At 62.7% G+C, this 16,456-nt stretch carries 16 protein-coding genes; 7 read left to right on the forward strand and 9 right to left on the reverse strand.

Going from position 1 to position 16,456, the window contains the following annotated elements:
- The first annotated feature begins 21 nt into the window (after positions 1 to 21).
- The 5 genes from BMY03_RS08175 (at position 22) to BMY03_RS08195 (ending at position 4,599) form a co-directional block, all read left to right on the forward strand.
- A complete protein-coding gene (locus tag BMY03_RS08175; RefSeq protein ID WP_094010784.1) occupies positions 22 to 1,032 on the forward strand; it encodes a DUF5924 family protein in 1,011 nt (336 codons plus the stop codon).
- A gap of 107 nt (positions 1,033 to 1,139) precedes the next feature.
- Entirely contained in the window at positions 1,140 to 2,264 is a 1,125-nt protein-coding gene (locus tag BMY03_RS08180) for an ABC transporter permease (RefSeq protein ID WP_094010785.1), read from the forward strand.
- The gene (locus BMY03_RS08185; protein ID WP_094010786.1) at positions 2,261 to 3,046 is read left to right on the forward strand and encodes an ABC transporter ATP-binding protein; all 786 of its coding nucleotides are present in this window, start codon (positions 2,261 to 2,263) and stop codon (positions 3,044 to 3,046) included. Before BMY03_RS08180 ends, BMY03_RS08185 begins: the two co-directional genes overlap by 4 nt.
- A 3-nt stretch (positions 3,047 to 3,049) precedes the next feature.
- Positions 3,050 to 3,988, forward strand: coding sequence for an MlaD family protein (locus BMY03_RS08190; protein WP_023632377.1), 939 nt, complete (start codon positions 3,050 to 3,052; stop codon positions 3,986 to 3,988).
- Positions 3,985 to 4,599 (forward strand): ABC-type transport auxiliary lipoprotein family protein, encoded by a 615-nt coding sequence (locus BMY03_RS08195; protein WP_094010787.1) that lies wholly within the window; start codon positions 3,985 to 3,987, stop codon positions 4,597 to 4,599. The genes BMY03_RS08190 and BMY03_RS08195 overlap by 4 nt, the downstream gene beginning before the upstream one ends.
- Here BMY03_RS08195 and BMY03_RS08200 read toward each other — a convergent pair.
- From BMY03_RS08200 to BMY03_RS08225, 6 genes are all read right to left on the reverse strand, one after another.
- A complete protein-coding gene (locus BMY03_RS08200; protein ID WP_046853634.1) occupies positions 4,581 to 5,810 on the reverse strand; it encodes a nucleoside recognition domain-containing protein in 1,230 nt (409 codons plus the stop codon). The two genes, BMY03_RS08195 and BMY03_RS08200, sit on opposite strands and share 19 nt — an antisense overlap.
- A 229-nt stretch (positions 5,811 to 6,039) precedes the next feature.
- Entirely contained in the window at positions 6,040 to 7,374 is a 1,335-nt protein-coding gene (gene gltP / locus BMY03_RS08205; RefSeq protein WP_023629390.1) for a glutamate/aspartate:proton symporter GltP, read from the reverse strand.
- Positions 7,375 to 8,101: 727 nt separating this feature from the next.
- The gene (locus tag BMY03_RS08210) at positions 8,102 to 8,572 is read right to left on the reverse strand and encodes an inhibitor of vertebrate lysozyme family protein (protein WP_031314662.1); all 471 of its coding nucleotides are present in this window, start codon (positions 8,570 to 8,572) and stop codon (positions 8,102 to 8,104) included.
- Positions 8,573 to 8,577: 5 nt separating this feature from the next.
- Positions 8,578 to 8,739 (reverse strand): DUF1328 domain-containing protein, encoded by a 162-nt coding sequence (locus BMY03_RS08215; protein ID WP_008092060.1) that lies wholly within the window; start codon positions 8,737 to 8,739, stop codon positions 8,578 to 8,580.
- A gap of 39 nt (positions 8,740 to 8,778) precedes the next feature.
- Entirely contained in the window at positions 8,779 to 9,066 is a 288-nt protein-coding gene (locus tag BMY03_RS08220) for a hypothetical protein (RefSeq protein ID WP_023629392.1), read from the reverse strand.
- Between the two features lie 173 nt (positions 9,067 to 9,239).
- Entirely contained in the window at positions 9,240 to 10,061 is an 822-nt protein-coding gene (locus BMY03_RS08225) for a BON domain-containing protein (protein ID WP_023629393.1), read from the reverse strand.
- Positions 10,062 to 10,271: 210 nt separating this feature from the next.
- Here BMY03_RS08225 and algB point away from each other — a divergent pair, with 210 nt between their 5' ends.
- Complete coding sequence (gene algB, locus BMY03_RS08230; protein ID WP_023629394.1) at positions 10,272 to 11,618, forward strand: sigma-54-dependent response regulator transcription factor AlgB; 1,347 nt, start codon at positions 10,272 to 10,274, stop codon at positions 11,616 to 11,618.
- Positions 11,615 to 13,393 (forward strand): KinB sensor domain-containing domain, encoded by a 1,779-nt coding sequence (locus tag BMY03_RS08235; RefSeq protein WP_023629395.1) that lies wholly within the window; start codon positions 11,615 to 11,617, stop codon positions 13,391 to 13,393. The genes algB and BMY03_RS08235 overlap by 4 nt, the downstream gene beginning before the upstream one ends.
- A gap of 26 nt (positions 13,394 to 13,419) precedes the next feature.
- On the opposite strand, the gene BMY03_RS08240 is transcribed toward BMY03_RS08235, so the two are convergent.
- The 3 genes from BMY03_RS08240 to BMY03_RS08250 form a co-directional block, all read right to left on the reverse strand.
- Positions 13,420 to 15,039 carry an EAL domain-containing protein gene (locus tag BMY03_RS08240; protein WP_031314663.1) on the reverse strand — a complete coding sequence of 540 codons (1,620 nt, stop codon included), beginning with the start codon at positions 15,037 to 15,039 and terminating at the stop codon, positions 13,420 to 13,422.
- 110 nt (positions 15,040 to 15,149) lie between these two features.
- Positions 15,150 to 15,926 carry an N-acetylmuramoyl-L-alanine amidase gene (locus BMY03_RS08245; protein ID WP_201754954.1) on the reverse strand — a complete coding sequence of 259 codons (777 nt, stop codon included), beginning with the start codon at positions 15,924 to 15,926 and terminating at the stop codon, positions 15,150 to 15,152.
- Positions 15,927 to 15,997: 71 nt separating this feature from the next.
- Positions 15,998 to 16,393, reverse strand: a complete 396-nt coding sequence (locus BMY03_RS08250; protein ID WP_143067535.1) for a hypothetical protein — start codon at positions 16,391 to 16,393, stop codon at positions 15,998 to 16,000.
- Between the last annotated feature and the right edge of the window lie 63 nt (positions 16,394 to 16,456).

Consider the following 16,456-nt stretch of genomic DNA (forward strand, 5'->3'; position numbering starts at 1 on the left):
CCGCTCCCTGTTGCTTGCCTCATGCCCCCAATCCCCAGCTTCATCCTGCGCATCATCGAGCTGCTCAAGCGCTACCCCGGCATCATCGCGCTCTACGGTTTCCTCTCGGGCATCGGCAGCTTCATGCTGGTCGACCGCCAGGCCGGCCTGGCAAGGTGGATCGCCATCGCGATGCTGGTCAGCTGGGTCTGGCTGATGCTGGAGAACACCCTCACCGAGCTGTTCGCCCGCACCTTCAAGCGCGAGATCCCGCAACCGTTGCTGCGCTTCGCGACACAGATGATCCATCAGGAAAGCCTGTTCTTCGTCTTGCCGTTCTTCTTCATCACCACCACCTGGAACAGCGGCCAGCTAATATTCACCGGCCTGCTCGGTGCCGCGGGGCTGATCTCGATCATCGACCCGCTGTACCACAAGTGGCTGGCGCCGCGGCGCTGGCTGTTCCTGGCGCTGCACACCCTGACGCTGTTCGCGGCCATGCTCACGGCATTGCCAATCATCCTGCATCTGACCACCGCGCAAAGCTTCAAGCTGGCACTGATCGCCGCCATGGCGCTGTCGTTCCCGAGCCTGGCCAGCAGCTTCCCGATCAACAGCTGGCGCCGTGGCGTGGCCCTGGTGCTGGTGACCCTGGCGGTGGGTGGCGGCGGGTGGCTGCTGCGCTCGTGGGTGCCGCCGGCCACACTGTGGATGACCGACGTGGCGATCAGTACCGAGGTGCTCAACCGCCAGCCAGGCGAATCACTGGACGAAGTGGCGGCCAGCCGTATCCGCAGTGGTGGGCTGTATGCCTACACCGCCATTAACGCGCCGCGCGGTCTGAACGAGCGCATCTACCATGTGTGGCAGCTCGATGGCAAAGAGGTCGACCGTATCGCCTTGGACATTCACGGCGGGCGCAAGGAAGGCTACCGGGCCTGGACCCACAAGCAGAACTTCCCACCCAATCCCGCAGGCAAGTGGCAGGTGAGGGTGCTGACCGAGGACGGGCAGGTGATCGGGGTTCTGCGCTTCAAGGTGGTGGAATCCTGACAAGGATCGCGGGGCACGCCCGCAACCATCATCGTGGTGGAAGCGGGCCGACCCCGCGATGGGCTATGATCTGACTCGCCGATTCGCCAGTCAGATGCAGGGAGCCTATGACCGCCCCGAGCGCCACCTTGGACACCCGGCAGCAGCCCACTCGCCTGCGCATCGCCGGAGACTGGACCCTTGCCCACTACGCCAGCCTCAAGCGCGAGTGCGAGCGACTGCGCGACCAGTACGGTGACGAAACCCTCGCCGACCTCAGCCAGCTGGGCCGCCTGGACACCGCCGGCGCCTCGCTGCTGGCCGAACTGCTGGGCTCCGAACGCCTGTCGCGCTGCAGCGACGAACTCCCCGATGCCAGCCGGGCCTTGCTGAAGAACGTCTACTGCTCGGTGCAGGACTACTGCATCCCGGTCAAGGAACCGGAGCAGCCAGTGCTGCTTCTCCTGCTGGCGCGCATCGGCCGCGCCGTCGACCAGCTGTGGCAGGACACCACCCAGGTGCTGGGTTTCATCGGCCTGATCCTGCAGACCTTGTTCCTGCGGCTGTTCCAGCCGCATCGCTGGCGGGTCACCCCGGTGGTCGCGCACCTCGAGCAGACCGGCCTGGACGCCGCGCCCATCGTCGCCTTGCTGACCTTTCTGGTCGGCGCTGTGGTGGCCTTCCTTGGCGCTACGGTGCTGGCTGACTTCGGCGCAACGATCTTCACCGTCGACCTGGTAGCGTTCTCCTTCCTGCGCGAGTTCGCCGTGCTGCTGACCGCCATCCTCATGGCCGGGCGCACCGCCAGCGCGTTCACCGCGCAGATCGGCTCGATGAAGGCCAACGAAGAGATCGACGCCATTCGCACCCTGGGCCTCAACCCGATCGAGCTGCTGGTTGTGCCCCGAGTGCTGGCACTGTTGATAGCATTGCCATTGCTGACCTTCGTCGCGATGCTCTGCGGCATGATCGGCGGCGCGGTGGTCTGTGCCCTGACCCTGGACATCTCGCCGGCCATGTTCCTCTCGCTGCTGCAGAGTGACATCGGCGTGCAGCATTTCCTGGTGGGCATGGCAAAGGCGCCGTTCTTCGCTTTCCTGATCGCCGCCATCGGCTGCCTGGAAGGCTTCAAGGTCAGCGGCAGCGCCGAGTCGGTGGGTGCCCACACCACCTCCGCCGTGGTGCAATCGATCTTCGTGGTCATCGTGCTGGACGCGGTCGCCGCGCTGTTCTTCATGGAGATGGGCTGGTGACTGAAGCCGTGATCGAAGCCCGGGGGCTGTGCAACCGCTTCGGCAGCCAGAGCGTGCACGAGAATCTCGACCTGGACCTGTACCGCGGTGAAATCCTCGCCGTGGTCGGCGGTTCGGGCAGCGGCAAATCGGTGCTGCTGCGCAGCATCATCGGCCTGCGCCGGCCCAATGAAGGCACGGTCAAGGTATTCGGCCAGGACCTGGCCACGCTCGACGAAAACCAGCGCTCGCTGGTCGAACGCCGCTTCGGCGTGCTGTTCCAGAAGGGCGCGCTGTTCTCCTCGCTGACCGTTACCGAGAACGTCGCCCTGCCGCTGATCGAGCATGCCGGGCTGTCGCGGGCCGACGCCGAGCACCTGGCCGGGGTCAAGCTGGCGTTGGCCGGGCTGCCGATCAGCGCTGCCGACAAGTACCCGGCCTCGCTGTCCGGCGGCATGATCAAGCGCGCCGCCCTGGCCCGCGCCCTGGCCCTGGACCCGGACATCCTGTTCCTCGACGAGCCCACCGCCGGCCTCGACCCGATCGGCGCCGCCGCCTTCGACCAGTTGATCCTTACCCTGCGCGACGCCCTGGGCCTGTCGGTGTTCCTCATCACCCACGACCTGGACACCCTCTACACCATTACCGACCGGGTGGCGGTGCTGTCGCAGAAGAAGGTGCTGGTAGCCGGGCCCCTGGCCGAGGTCGAGCAGACCGTTGATCCCTGGATTCACGAATACTTTCACGGCCCGCGTGGCCGGGCGGCCGAAGACGCCGCCCTGCGCGCCCGCCAGGAGCGCTGAACGATGGAAACCCGAGCTCATCATGTCCTGATCGGCCTGGTCACCGTGCTGGTGGTGGCGGGCGCCATGCTATTCGGCCTGTGGCTGACCAAGTCCAGTGTCGACGATGCTTTCAAGGACTACGAAGTGGTGTTCAACGAGGCCGTGTCGGGCCTGTCCCGCGGCAGCCCGGTGCAGTACAACGGCATCAAGGTCGGTGATGTCAGCAACCTGCGCCTGGACCCGAAGGACCCGCGTCGGGTCCTGGCTCGCGTGCGCCTTAGCGGCGACACGCCGGTCAAGGAGGACACCCAGGCCAAGCTGACCCTGGCGGGAGTGACCGGCAACTCGTTCATCCAGCTCAGCGGCGGCACGCCGCAAAGCCCGGAACTCAAGGGCAAGGACGGCAAGCTGCCGGTGATCGTCGCCTCGCCATCGCCAATCTCGCGCCTGCTCAACGATAGCAGCGACCTGGTGACCAACATCAACCTGCTGCTGCACAACGCCAACCAGATGTTCTCTTCGAGCAATATCGAGCGCCTCAGCAATACCTTAGCCAACCTCGAGCAGACCACCGGCGCCTTCGCCAACCAGAAGGGCGGGATTTCCGAGGCCATCGAACAGCTGGCTCAGGTCGGCAAGCAGGCCAATGCCACCCTGGCCGAGACCCAGGCCCTGATGCGCAATGCCAACGGCCTGCTGGGCACCCAGGGCAAGCAGGCCATCGGCAGCGCCGAGCAGGCCATGCAGTCGCTGGCCGAAAGCACCGCGACCATCAACAGCCTGTTGCAGGACAACCGCCAGTCCTTGGACGATGGTGCCCAGGGCCTGAACCAGATCGCCCCGGCAATCCGCGAACTGCGCGAGACCCTCAACTCGCTCAAGGGCATCTCCCGGCGCCTGGAAGCCGACCCCAGCGGCTACCTGCTGGGCCGCGACAACAACAAGGAGTTCCAGCCATGAAGCTGTCGCTGCGCCTGGCCGCACTCGCTACCACCCTGAGCCTGGCTACGGCCTGCTCGATCCTGCCGCAGTCCGAGCCTGTGGATATCTACCGCCTGCCGGTGAGCCAGACCGCCCGCAGTGCCGCGCCGCTGGACTGGTCGCTGCGCCTGAACAAGCCACTGGCCAGCGAAGCCCTGGCCGGGCCGCGTATCGCGGTCATTCCCCAGGGGGATGTGATCAGCAGCTACAAGGGCGCCCGCTGGAGCGACCCGACGCCAATGCTGGTGCGCAATCGCCTGCTCGACGGCTTCCAGCGCGATGGCCGGGTGCAGCGCCTGAGTGCCGACGACAGCAACCTGCAGGCGGACTACGAGCTGGGTGGCGAACTGCAGGCGTTCCAGAGCGAGTACCGCCCAGGCGGGGCTGTGGAGGTGGTGATTCGCTACGATGCACGGCTGGTGCAGGGCCGCAGCCAGCGCATCCTCGCGAGTAAACGCTTCGAGGTACGCCAGCCGCTAGGCAGCCAGCAAGTGCCGGCGGTGGTCGCCGGCTTCGGTACGGCCAGCGACCAGCTGGCGCGCCAGGTAATCGACTGGACCGTCAGCCAGGCTCAGGCAAAGAACCAGTAGCAGACGAAGATCGCCGCGATCACCCCGGACAGCTCGGCCAGCAGCGCGCAGCCCACCGCATGGCGCACGCGCTGGATACCCACCGCGCCGAAGTACACCGCCAGCACGTAGAAGGTGGTTTCGGTGCTGCCCTGGATGGTCGCCGCCACCAGCGCCGGGAAGCTGTCCACGCCCTGGGTCTGCATGGTCTCGATCAGCATCGCCCGCGCCGCGCTGCCGGAGAACGGCTTGACCAGCGCCGTGGGCAGGCCCTCGACGAAGCGCGTATCCAGGCCCATCCAGGTCACTGCGTGGCGGATGCCGTCCAGGGCCAGCTCCAGGGCGCCGGAGGCACGCAACACGCCCACGGCCACCAGCATCGCCACCAGGTAGGGCAGCAGCCCCTTGGCCACGTCGAAACCCTCCTTGGCGCCCTCGACGAAGGCCTCGTACACCTGCACCCGCCGCAACGCGCCGATCACCAGGAACAGGATGATCACGCCGAACAGCGTCAGGTTGCCCAGGATCGAGGACAGGCTGGCCAGCGCGGCCGCCGACAGCGTGCCGAGAAAAGCCATGAAGCCACCCAGCAACAGCGCGCCGGGGATCAGGTAGGCAAGCACCACCGGATCCCACAGGCGCAGGCGCTGCATCACCGCCACCGACAGCAGGCCGACCAGGGTCGAGCAACTGGTGGCCAGCAGGATCGGCAGGAACACCATGGTCGGGTCAGGTGCGCCTTGCTGGGCGCGGTACATGAAGATGGTCACCGGCAGCAGGGTCAGCGATGACGCATTGAGCACCAGGAACAGAATCTGCGCGTTGCTCGCCGTGGTGCTGCTGGGGTTGAGCTCCTGCAGCGAGCGCATGGCCTTCAGGCCGATGGGCGTGGCGGCGTTGTCCAGGCCCAGGCCGTTGGCGGCGAAGTTCATGGTGATCAGGCCCAGGGCAGGGTGGCCCGGCGGTACCTCCGGCATCAGCCGGGCAAACAGCGGCCCGAGGACCTTGGCCAGCCATTCGACGATACCGGCCTTCTCGGCAATCTTGAGAAAACCCAGCCACAGGGTCAGGGTACCGAACAGCAGGACCATCACCTCTACCGAGAGCTTGGCCATGGCGAAGATGCTCTCGACCATCGCGGCGAAGATACCGGCATTGCCGCCCACCAGCCATTGGCCCAGGGCGCTGATGGCCGCAATCAGGAAAAAGCCGAGCCAGAGGCCGTTGAGCATCCGTGTGTTCCCCCGTGAAAAAATGCCCGAATGATAGCGCAATCAACCGGCGCGCTGTTGGGGGCGCTTCGCACCCCATCGCCGGCAAGACGGCTCCCAAAGGGATTTGCGAGACCCGTGTGGGAGCCGGCTTGCCGGTGATGGGGCCAGTGTGGGTAACACGACCGCGGTCAGCTTTCAGACAGCAAAAAGCCCCGACAAGTCGGGGCTCTTCGTTTAGCTCAGCGGCTTACTGGTTGACGGTCTTGCCCGCCACCACGGCCTCTTTCTTGCCTTTTTCCAGCACCAGCGACTTGTAGTACGCCTCGCCTTTCTCGGCGTCGTACATGCCCTGCCACTTGGCGATGACCACTGCGGCCAAGGCGTTGCCCACCACGTTCAGCGCGGTACGAGCCATGTCCATGATGCGGTCGACACCGGCGATGAAGGCCAGGCCTTCCAGCGGGATGCCCACGCTGCCCAGGGTGGCCAGCAGTACCACGAACGATACACCCGGCACGCCGGCGATACCCTTGGAGGTGACCATCAGGGTCAGCACCAGCAGCAACTGCTGGCTCCAGGACAGGTCGATGCCATACAGCTGGGCGATGAAGATCGCCGCGATGCTCTGGTACAGGGTCGAGCCGTCAAGGTTGAACGAGTAGCCGGTCGGAACCACGAATGAGCAGATCGACTTCGGCGCACCGTACTTCTCCATTTTCTCGATCACGCGCGGCAGCACGGTCTCGGAGCTGGAGGTGGAGTAGGCGAGGATCAGCTCATCTTTCATGATGCGCATGATCTTGATCACCGAGAAGCCGAACAGGCGAGCCACCAGGCCCAGCACCATGAAGGCGAAGAAGGCGATGGCGAAGTACACCAGCAGCACCAGCTTGGCCAGCGGCAGCAGCGAGCTGAAGCCGAAGTTGGCGACAGTCACGGCGATCAGGGCGAACACACCGATCGGCGCGTAGTTCATGATCATGTGGGTGACCTTGAACATGGTCTCCGACACGCCCTGGAAGGTACGCACCAGCGGCTCGCGCAGATCGGCGTTGAGGCTCGACAAGCCCATGCCGAACATCACCGAGAAGAAGATGATCGGCAGCATCTCGCCACGCATCAGCGCCGCGAAGATATTCGACGGGATCAGGTTGAGCAGGGTCTCGATGAACGCATGCTCATGCTGCACCTCGGCCGCGGTGGCCTGGTACTTGGAGATGTCGACGGTGCCCAGGGTGCTCATGTCGATGCCGGCGCCCGGGTGGAACACGTTGGCCAAGACCAGGCCGACGACGATGGCGATGGTGGTCACCACCTCGAAGTAGATGATGGTCTTCAGGCCGATACTGCCCAGTTTCTTCGCGTCGCCTACCCCGGCGATGCCCACGATCAGCGACGAAATCACGATCGGGACGACGATCATCTTGATCAGGCGAATGAAGATATCGCCGGCTGGCTGGAGGACGTTGCTGATCCACCATGCCTTTTCTGCACTGAAATGATTCAGTAGCGCGCCGACTGCAACGCCCAGCAACAGACCGATGACGATCTGCCAGGCGAGGCTCAGTTTTGCCTTCTTCATGTCATTACCCTTTGTTGTAGTGGTCACGGGCACCTGACGGAAAGTCGCGTTCCAGAGCGCTTCAAAGCTGCTGGGCGGCTGCGTGTTCCGTTCCGGCCCCCTCTGTAAGGACACCGCGAGCGAGCATTTCTGGCGCTCGGGCCAAGGAAAAAGGCGGCAACTATTGCGACGTGGGCAGAGGCAGTCTAATGCCGGAAACGAATACCGTATGCCGAATCGGCATGAGACCAGAAGCCAAAATCGAGCATCGCCAAAGCCTTGATTTTCAACGTTCGGATTTCCGAACAAGGCCAATGCGCCATTTTTCGGCAGATTTGCAGGTATGAAAGAAGGGAGTTTGATGGCGTGTTCGACAATCCGAATGGCTGAAATGCCACACGGGCTGACCTGTCGGACAACTAAAAAAATTTCGATATACGGTAGCGACAAAATGTGTCTGAAGTGAAAAGTCGCTCGTATGGATAGATAAATCCCTACAGGCGCTTCGGAAGCCAGATCGATCACGTCCTCAACTCGACCCGATCGACCTGCAACTTCCGATGCCACCCTCTCCTGACCCGGCCCATGATGGAGGCACTCCCTGTACCCCTAGGCCACTCCGACCCTGCAACAGTCAGAACGGCCCGGCCCCCTGGTCATGCGCCGCCCCTCCTCGGGGCGGCGCATCATAGAAGCTTGAAAGATAAAAAGGTTCAGCTTCTATAGCGTTACAGTGCGCGACCGCTGGTCAGTACCAATTCGGGTCACGCTTGAGCTGCTCCTGCAGCAAAGCTTTCATGCCTTCGTCCGGCTTGCCCAACCAGCGGTAGTCCGCATGGCGGGTCGGCGACTTGTCCGCAGGCAGGCCCTCAGGCACTTCCACGAGCATGCCGTAGGCTTCGTCCTTGTCCCAGCTGAAGGCCACGACCAGGCGCTTGTAGGTGCAGTTGCCCTCGGATTCGCAGAGCGGACCAACCAGATACTGGTCGCCGTCCTCGGTCACCGCCGACATCTGCTGTGCCGAGCTGCCGCTGAGGTTGATCACCCATTCGGGCAAGCGCTCTTCTTTCTTTATCGTCTTCTGCCAGGTCTTCTGGTATTCGGGGTCCGAGCCAAGCAACTGGTTGACCCGGACCTGGCCGTCATTGGCGGCCAGCGCCGACGCACCACTGCCCAGCAGCAGTGCGACGGCCAAGGCTTTCGGGAGCATCCTGCTCATGGTCGTCAACCCCTACCGCGGCCGAAGAAGAAGGAGGCAACGAACAGCACCAGGAAGACGATGAACAGGATCTTCGCGATACCGGTCGCAGCGCCGGCGATACCACCAAAGCCCAGGACTGCGGCGATAATGGCGATGATCAGGAAAGTGATAGCCCAACTCAGCATGATGTTTCTCCTTTTCTTGTACGAAATCGGTTAACAGTGTCAGAACACCCAACGTTGCTGGGGCTCGACACGTTCAAGAACAGCAGGAGCGTTTTCAGCACTAGCCAGTGGCTCTGCAGCCTTGACCAAGGTGCTGGCGTGAGGCGTTGCCCGCAGTTGCGTCAACAGCGCGGTCTGCGCGGCCACTTGATCGGCCAGCCGAGCGGTCTGCCAGCTGTGGTGGAACAAGCCCACCGCCAAGGTCAGGAGCAGAGCCATGCCGAGGAACAGCAGTTGCTGCATAGGTACTACAGCGCTCTGCGTGCGATTGACATTGTGGCGATTCATGCCGGCTCCTCCTGCGAACTTGTTATTCGTGCTTGGAAACATCAGTGCAGCCTGCATGCCAGTCGTAAGCCTACAAAAAAATCCTTTTAAATCAATAACATATGAAATTTAGAAACCTTTACCTGGTGCGTATACTGCACGATACCCGTTATAGGGTCGTGCGATTTGCACGATTAGCCCTCCACCTTGGTAGCGATCTTGAGCAGGTCGGCGTCGACGCCACGTACCCCGACAATTTGCCTCGCGACTTCCACGGCAATCGTTTTCTGCTCACTACTGACCACCTCACCCGACAACCTGACCAGCCCCTCATCACTGGCTACCTTGATGTTCAATCCGTCAAGGTTGCGGCTGAATCGGTAGCTGGCCTGAATCTTGTCGACGATCCAGCTATCGCTGGGCTGCGGTCCTGCTGGCGCATCAAGGGGTTTTTCCCGGGCCTTGGCAAGGGCAGTGCTGTCCAGGCTGACCAGGTTGTTGACCAGATGCACTCCATCGGTTGTGCGCGCCAGCACCCCTGCTAGCTCCTTGGCTTCGGGGCTGTCTACTTTGCCCCGCAGAGTCACCACACCTTCGCGGCTTTCCACCTCAATGAACGCTTTCTCGGTGATTCGGCTCCACAGCAAGCGTGCGCGCACCACCGCGCCGAGGGTGGCGTCTTCCAGGCGCTGGGCGTAGGCGCGCAACTCCAGGGGCCTGTCCACCAGACGGGGATCGATCCGCAGTTGATTGTCGACCCGCTCGATACCTTTGGTGGCCAGAGCCACCTGCTCGGCCAGCGCCTGCTCCACCGGATTCTCAACATCCCCGGAGAGTCTCGCCTGCTGGCCATCCACTTCCACCTTTATAGAAAACGGGTTGAGCATGGGATTGAGGGACAAGGCTGTCTGCAACGCCCCTTCCAGACGAGCATCCTGCACGGGGTCGGCCTGGGCCGGCGCGATCATCGACAGGGCACAGGCAGCAAGTACAACCATTCGAGGGTAGGTGGACATAAGAGAATCTCCTTGCGCATAGCTCAACCAATCAAACTGGCAACCGTCGTGCCAGCCATTTGATGACAATGAACTTCATATTTTTCAGTCACTTAGACATCATTAAGGCATGCGGCTAGCATGCATGGCGCAGAATCAATCAGAATTGACCATGCAACTTGCCCGATTTTTCCGACACTAATTGAGATCAATCCCAAAGGAGCGCAGGAAATGGAATCAGCCCAGGACAACCAAGGCCGCATTCTGCTGGTGGACGATGAGTCCGCCATCCTGCGTACTTTCCGCTACTGCCTTGAGGACGAAGGCTATAGCGTGGCAACCGCCAACAGCGCCGCACAGGCTGAGACTCTGCTGCAACGCCAGGTGTTCGACCTATGCTTCCTCGACCTGCGCCTTGGCGAGGACAATGGCCTGGACGTACTGGCACAGATGCGCATTCAGGCGCCGTGGATGCGGGTGGTCATCGTCACCGCCCATTCCGCCATCGATACCGCGGTTGACGCTATCCAGGCTGGCGCCGCCGATTACCTGGTCAAACCCTGCAGCCCTGACCAACTGCGCCTGGCCACGGCCAAGCAGCTGGAAGTGCGCCAGTTGTCGGCGCGACTGGAGGCACTGGAAGGTGAAGTACGCAAGCCCAAGGACGGGCTGGACTCCCACAGCCCGGCAATGATGGCCGTGCTGGAAACCGCCCGCCAGGTGGCAACCACCGATGCCAACATTCTAATCCTCGGCGAATCCGGTACCGGCAAAGGCGAATTGGCCCGCGCCATCCATGGCTGGAGCAAGCGCGCACGCAAGGCCTGCGTGACCATCAACTGCCCGTCGCTGAATGCTGAGCTGATGGAAAGTGAATTGTTCGGCCACACCCGCGGCGCTTTTACGGGTGCTAGCGAGAGCACCCTGGGACGGGTCAGCCAAGCCGATGGCGGAACGCTGTTCCTCGATGAGATCGGCGATTTTCCTCTCACACTGCAACCGAAGCTGCTGCGTTTCATCCAGGACAAGGAATATGAGCGGGTCGGTGACCCGGTCACGCGCAGGGCGGATGTGCGAATCCTGGCAGCCACCAACCTGAACCTGGACGAAATGGTGCGTGAGAACCGTTTCCGTGAAGACCTGCTGTACAGGCTGAACGTCATCACCTTGCACCTGCCCCCTCTGCGCGAACGCAGCGAAGATATCCTGACCCTGGCCGACCGTTTCCTGGCGCGCTTCGTCAAGGAGTACTCGCGCCCGGCGCGTGGCTTCAGCGAAGAAGCCCGCGCCGCGCTGCTCAACTACCGCTGGCCGGGCAACATCCGTGAACTGCGCAATGTGATCGAGCGCGCCAGCATCATCTGCCCGCAGGAGCGTGTGGAGATCAGCCACCTGGGCATGGCCGAGCAACCCACCGGCAACGCACCCCGTGTCGGCGCGGCGCTGAGCCTGGACGAGTTGGAACGTGCCCATATCGGCGCGGTACTGGCCACCAGCGATACCCTCGACCAAGCCGCCAAGACGCTGGGCATCGACGCCTCCACCCTGTATCGCAAGCGCAAGCAGTACAACCTATGAAATGGCCGATGAAGCTGCGTACGCGACTGTTCCTGAGTATCTCGGCGCTGGTAACCGTGGCCTTGCTGGGGTTGCTGCTCGGGCTGTTCAGCGTGCTGCAGATGGCGGCCCTGCAGCAGCGAGTGGTACAGGACACTACCCAGACCCTGGAACTGGCCCTCAAGCTGCGCCAGAACCTGGGCGAGCAGCTCAACCTCATCCTCGACGAGGACACAGCTCCAAGCAACCTCGTCACACTGCAGGATCAGTTCCAGACACTGCTCAAACAGGGGCTGGAACAAGGTGGCGAGCGTACCGGTTTCAGCAAGGCTGCCAGCAACTACCAGGCATTTGTCCAGGCCTATCGGCAGAGCCCGATGCCCGCTCGCAGCATGGGCGTGGACCAACCCCTCGGCGCTGCTTTCAACCAGGTACGCACCGACCTGCTCGACTCGCACCGCCAGGCTCTGGAACACATTACCCGCAGCGAGGAGACATCGCGCGCGCACGCCTTGCTCATCAGCGGCTTGCTCGGCCTGATGGGCCTTATCGTGCTGGGGCTCGGTTTCATCACCGCGCACAACATCGCGCGCCGCTTTGGCCAGCCGATCGAGGCACTGGCCAAGGCTGCCGATCAGGTCAGCCAAGGCAACTTCGACGTCACCCTGCCGGTGACCCAGGCCACCGAGCTCAATCTGTTGACCCGTCGCTTCGGCCTGATGGCTGACGCTCTGCGCAAGCACCAGGCCACCAATGTCGATGAGCTGCAGGCTGGCCAGCAGCGCCTTCAGGCGGTACTGGACAGCATCGACGATGGCCTGCTGATCATCGACCGTCAAGGGCGCCTGGAGCACCTCAATCCGGTGGCCCAGCGCCAGCTGGGCTGGGACCCAAGCCGCCTGGGCGTGAGCCTGGCCGAAGCCTTGCACCGCCCCGAACTGGAACAACAGCTGCGTCAAGTGCTGCGCGGAGGCAGCCTGGACCGACTGCCTGAAGACCTGAGCCTGGAGGTGGATGAAGAGACCAGGCTGCTGACCTATAGCCTGACCCCGGTCAGCCACCCCGAAGGCCCCATTCTCGGTGCAGTGATGGTGCTGCACGATGTCACCGAACAACGCGCGTTCGAACGGGTACGCAGCGAATTCGTACTGCGTGCTTCCCATGAGCTGCGTACACCCGTCACGGGGATGCACATGGCATTTGGGCTGTTGCGCGAACGTATCAGCTTTCCCCCAGATGCACGGGAGAACGACCTGCTCGAAACCATTGCCGAAGAAATGCAGCGCCTCACTCAATTGATCAACGATCTGCTCAACTTTTCCCGCTATCAAAGCGGTTTGCAGAAACTGGAACTGGCCCCCTGCTCATTGGAGGAACTGTTCGAGCGCGCCCAGGCGCGTTTCATCGAACAAGCCTCGGGCAAGCAGATCGAGATCATCCGCGAGCTGGAGCCACCACTGCCACGCATCCAGGCCGATGTCGCCCAACTCGAGCGCGTGCTGGACAACCTGCTGCACAACGCCATTCGCCACACCGGCTCCGGCGGGCGTATCCGCCTGCATGCAAGGCGGCATGCCGAGCGGGTGATCATCAGCGTCGAGGATAACGGCGAAGGTATCGCTTATGGTCAGCAGGGGCGGATCTTCGAGCCGTTCGTGCAAGTCGGGCGCAAGAAGGGCGGGGCCGGGCTGGGATTGGCGCTGTGCAAAGAGATCGTGCAACTGCATGGCGGGCGGATGGGCGTGTTCTCACGGCCGGGTCAGGGGACACAGTTCTACATGGCACTGCCGGTTTGACCTGTTCACCCTCAACGCGCCCAGCCTCAAGGCTCATCATCGATCCGCCGCCCTGCCACACGCCGCCCACGAGTGATCAACTCGACAAACTGGCGGGCATTCAGCGGATGGGCGAACAGCCAGCCCTGTCCATAGTTAACCCCCTCGCTGTTGAGCAGCTGCGCCTGGTCCTCGCACTCGATCCCCTCGGCGATTACCCGCAGGTGCAGGTCGTGGGCCATGCGAATGATGTGCGGCGCCACGCCGCTGCTGGCGGCGTCATGGCCCAAGGCATCGATGAACGACTTGTCAATTTTCAGGCAGTCCACCGGCAGGGTCTGCAAGTAAGCCAAGCTGCAATAGCCCGTGCCGAAATCATCAATCAGCACTTGGTGTCCGACGGCACGCAGTGCTTGCAGATTGTCTCGCGCCACGACTACATCAATCAGGCCACGCTCGGTCACCTCGAAGGCGATCTGGCTGGGTGCAACACGATGGTGCGCCAGTAAGCGCGCCGCCACCCTTCCGATCCGCGGTGCCATGACATCGCAGGCCGCCAGGTTGACCGAGATATAGAGCTGGCGGTTGGCCCGCAGCAACTGGCCCAGTTGCTCCAGGACCCGTTGCAGAACAAAGTCGGTGATCTGTCGAATCTGGCCGGTATTTTCAGCCAGCGGAATGAACAGCTCCGGGCTGGTCAGGCTGCCGTCCGGGCGGCGCCAGCGCACCAGTGCCTCGGCACCGACGCAGCGACGGCTGTCCAGTTCGAAGATCGGCTGGTACAGCACTTGCAGCTCGCCACGGCGCAGCGCATGCTGCAGCTCAGAGCTCATCGAGCGACGTTGCAGGATCAGTTGCAATACCAGCCAGCCGATGCAGCCGGCCAACACCAGGCTTCCAGGGAACAGCAACCAGAGCAGGCCATTGAGCTTCAATGGCAGGCTCGCCCTCGGCGCGATCAGCACCAACTGGTAGTCCGGGGATTTGGTGGACATGCGATAGACCAGGCGATCAGGCAGCTCGATCAACGATTTGCCCTGGGCGGGCGGCCATTCGGTGGTCGGAGGCCAGGGTTGCGTCGGGCCAAGCACGGGGATGGCACGGGTACCGCGATCGAGCACCACCAGCAAGCTGCCACCGGGCGGCAGGTCGACGACGTCTGTGAGGTGGCCACGGGAGGTGGAGACCACGAAGCGGCCACGGCCCAGCATCAGGGCCGCGAGGTTCTCATTGGGCTCGGTGGTGGTATTGAGCCAGTAGCTGTAGGTCGGCCCTTGGATATCAGGGCTGCGCAAGGGCTCGATGATCCGCTCGTCGCCGCGGTTGGAACAGGCCCGCGTACCTTCCACATAGGACGCTTCGTAGATGAACCGCGACTTCAGCGCCACCTGTTGCAGTTGTGTCAGCATCAATGGATCGCAGCCGCGCAGGGGCTGCGCCTGAAGCTGGTCAACGGCCTCGCGCAACTGGCCGAACACCTGCTCCAGGCGCTCGAGAAAACGCTCGCCCTGGGCATTCATCTGCGCGCTTTCACTTTGTTTCATCTGTTGCAGGGCAACGTTGACGCTGATTGCAAGCAACAGCCCCGCGCTGGCAAGCGCCGCAAGCGCGGCCAACAGCCAGGGACGGTGGAAAAATTGACGCACCGTAGCGAAGAGGGCGGGCATGCGTGGCATCCAGTTGAATACCAAAGGTATAGCAACGGATTTAAAGCTTGGCGCAGCCGCTGGGCGTGTGAATTGGCCCGCTTGCGCGCCAAGCGTCCGAAAAGGTCGGGTCAGCGCTTGCGGTTAAGCACCTGCAACATCGCGGCGGTCTGCGCATCCGGCGTGCCATCGAATAGCCGCGGGCGGAAACGCATCTGGAAGGCCGCGATCACATGCCGGGTAGCTACGTCCAGATCACCGGTCTGGTCGATGGCATAGCCAAACCGCGCCAGCTGCTGCTGGTACCAGCTGATGGTCGGCGGATTGACCTCGAAATAGGCCTGCTGCCGCGCTACAGAAGGCGCATCCGGCCAGACACCCAGGCCGGCCTCGGCCAGACGCTTCCAGGGGAACAACGGGCCCGGGTCGAGCTTGCGCAGCGGGGCGATGTCGCTATGACCGATGATGTGGCGCGGGTCGATGTTGTTGCGCTTGACGATGTCCTTGAGCAAGGCGATCAGCGCTTGCACCTGGGCTTCGCTGTAGGGGTGCCAGACGCGCCCAGTCGGCGTGTCCGTGTAGCCCTCGTTGACGATCTCGATGCCAATGGAGCTTGAATTGAGCCAGGTGCGGCCCTGCCACTGGCTATCCCCGGCGTGCCAGGCGCGGCGGTTTTCGTCCACTAGCTGGTAGACCTTGGCCGGGCCATCTCCGATGAGGTAATGGCTGCTGACCTCGCCATGGGTCAGCAGGGCGAGGGAGCGCTCCAACGACGCGTTGGTGTAGTGCACCACGACGAACTGAATGCGACTGTCCTGATTGGCCGAGGGGTGGCTGCGGTCGATGCGCAGGCCACTGGAACAGCCTGCCAAGGCCAACAGGAGCAGAGCGGTAAAAAGTCTTTTCATTGCGGGGAGCACGTCATTGAGTAGGCGAGACAAGCGCTACAGTATAACGTGCTCTTGCGGCATCGTTGCGTTCAGCGTACGCACAGCACCAGAAATTCCAGCGAGTTGTCAGCGCTGGCGCTTTTCATGTCCACCAACTGGGTCATCACGCTCAGATGCTCGACCAATGGTTTACCGATCACTTTGGCCTGGCCGTGCATCTGCCGGTCGTAGCTGCTGACGTCGATCGACGACACCGAGCAGAAACCTGGAGCCTGATGCACGATACGTGGATTGAGCTTCAGCTTGTACTGGGTGAAGTAGTTGGCCTGCACCTCGCGCTCCACGTGGCTGATCCATTCCGGCCACTGGCGCAGTACCTTGCCGTCTGCTCCCACATGCGCGGTGAAAATCATGTCCTTGCCCGCGGCACTGGCCTGGAAGGCCAGGCCGAGCACGGCCAACATCAACCATCTAGTTACATTCATCCTCAACTCCTTTCACAATCGATCTATCGACGATGCGCTGAAGAGTCAGCGCTGCGAAAAGTG

The organism is Pseudomonas soli (assembly GCF_900110655.1).
In the GTDB taxonomy this organism is placed as follows: Bacteria; Pseudomonadota; Gammaproteobacteria; order Pseudomonadales; family Pseudomonadaceae; genus Aquipseudomonas; species Aquipseudomonas soli.

Bases quoted from the DNA above. Each gene is read 5' to 3' on its own strand.
- BMY03_RS08175 (WP_094010784.1), top strand. From the start codon at position 22: ATGCCCCCAATCCCCAGCTTCATCCTGCGCATCATCGAGCTGCTCAAG.
- BMY03_RS08180 (WP_094010785.1), top strand. From the start codon at position 1,140: ATGACCGCCCCGAGCGCCACCTTGGACACCCGGCAGCAGCCCACTCGC.
- BMY03_RS08190 (WP_023632377.1), top strand. From the start codon at position 3,050: ATGGAAACCCGAGCTCATCATGTCCTGATCGGCCTGGTCACCGTGCTG.
- BMY03_RS08195 (WP_094010787.1), top strand. From the start codon at position 3,985: ATGAAGCTGTCGCTGCGCCTGGCCGCACTCGCTACCACCCTGAGCCTG.
- BMY03_RS08200 (WP_046853634.1), bottom strand. From the start codon at position 5,810: ATGCTCAACGGCCTCTGGCTCGGCTTTTTCCTGATTGCGGCCATCAGC.
- gltP (WP_023629390.1), bottom strand. From the start codon at position 7,374: ATGAAGAAGGCAAAACTGAGCCTCGCCTGGCAGATCGTCATCGGTCTG.
- BMY03_RS08210 (WP_031314662.1), bottom strand. From the start codon at position 8,572: ATGAGCAGGATGCTCCCGAAAGCCTTGGCCGTCGCACTGCTGCTGGGC.
- BMY03_RS08215 (WP_008092060.1), bottom strand. From the start codon at position 8,739: ATGCTGAGTTGGGCTATCACTTTCCTGATCATCGCCATTATCGCCGCA.
- BMY03_RS08220 (WP_023629392.1), bottom strand. From the start codon at position 9,066: ATGAATCGCCACAATGTCAATCGCACGCAGAGCGCTGTAGTACCTATG.
- BMY03_RS08225 (WP_023629393.1), bottom strand. From the start codon at position 10,061: ATGTCCACCTACCCTCGAATGGTTGTACTTGCTGCCTGTGCCCTGTCG.
- algB (WP_023629394.1), top strand. From the start codon at position 10,272: ATGGAATCAGCCCAGGACAACCAAGGCCGCATTCTGCTGGTGGACGAT.
- BMY03_RS08235 (WP_023629395.1), top strand. From the start codon at position 11,615: ATGAAATGGCCGATGAAGCTGCGTACGCGACTGTTCCTGAGTATCTCG.
- BMY03_RS08240 (WP_031314663.1), bottom strand. From the start codon at position 15,039: ATGCCCGCCCTCTTCGCTACGGTGCGTCAATTTTTCCACCGTCCCTGG.
- BMY03_RS08245 (WP_201754954.1), bottom strand. From the start codon at position 15,926: ATGAAAAGACTTTTTACCGCTCTGCTCCTGTTGGCCTTGGCAGGCTGT.
- BMY03_RS08250 (WP_143067535.1), bottom strand. From the start codon at position 16,393: ATGAATGTAACTAGATGGTTGATGTTGGCCGTGCTCGGCCTGGCCTTC.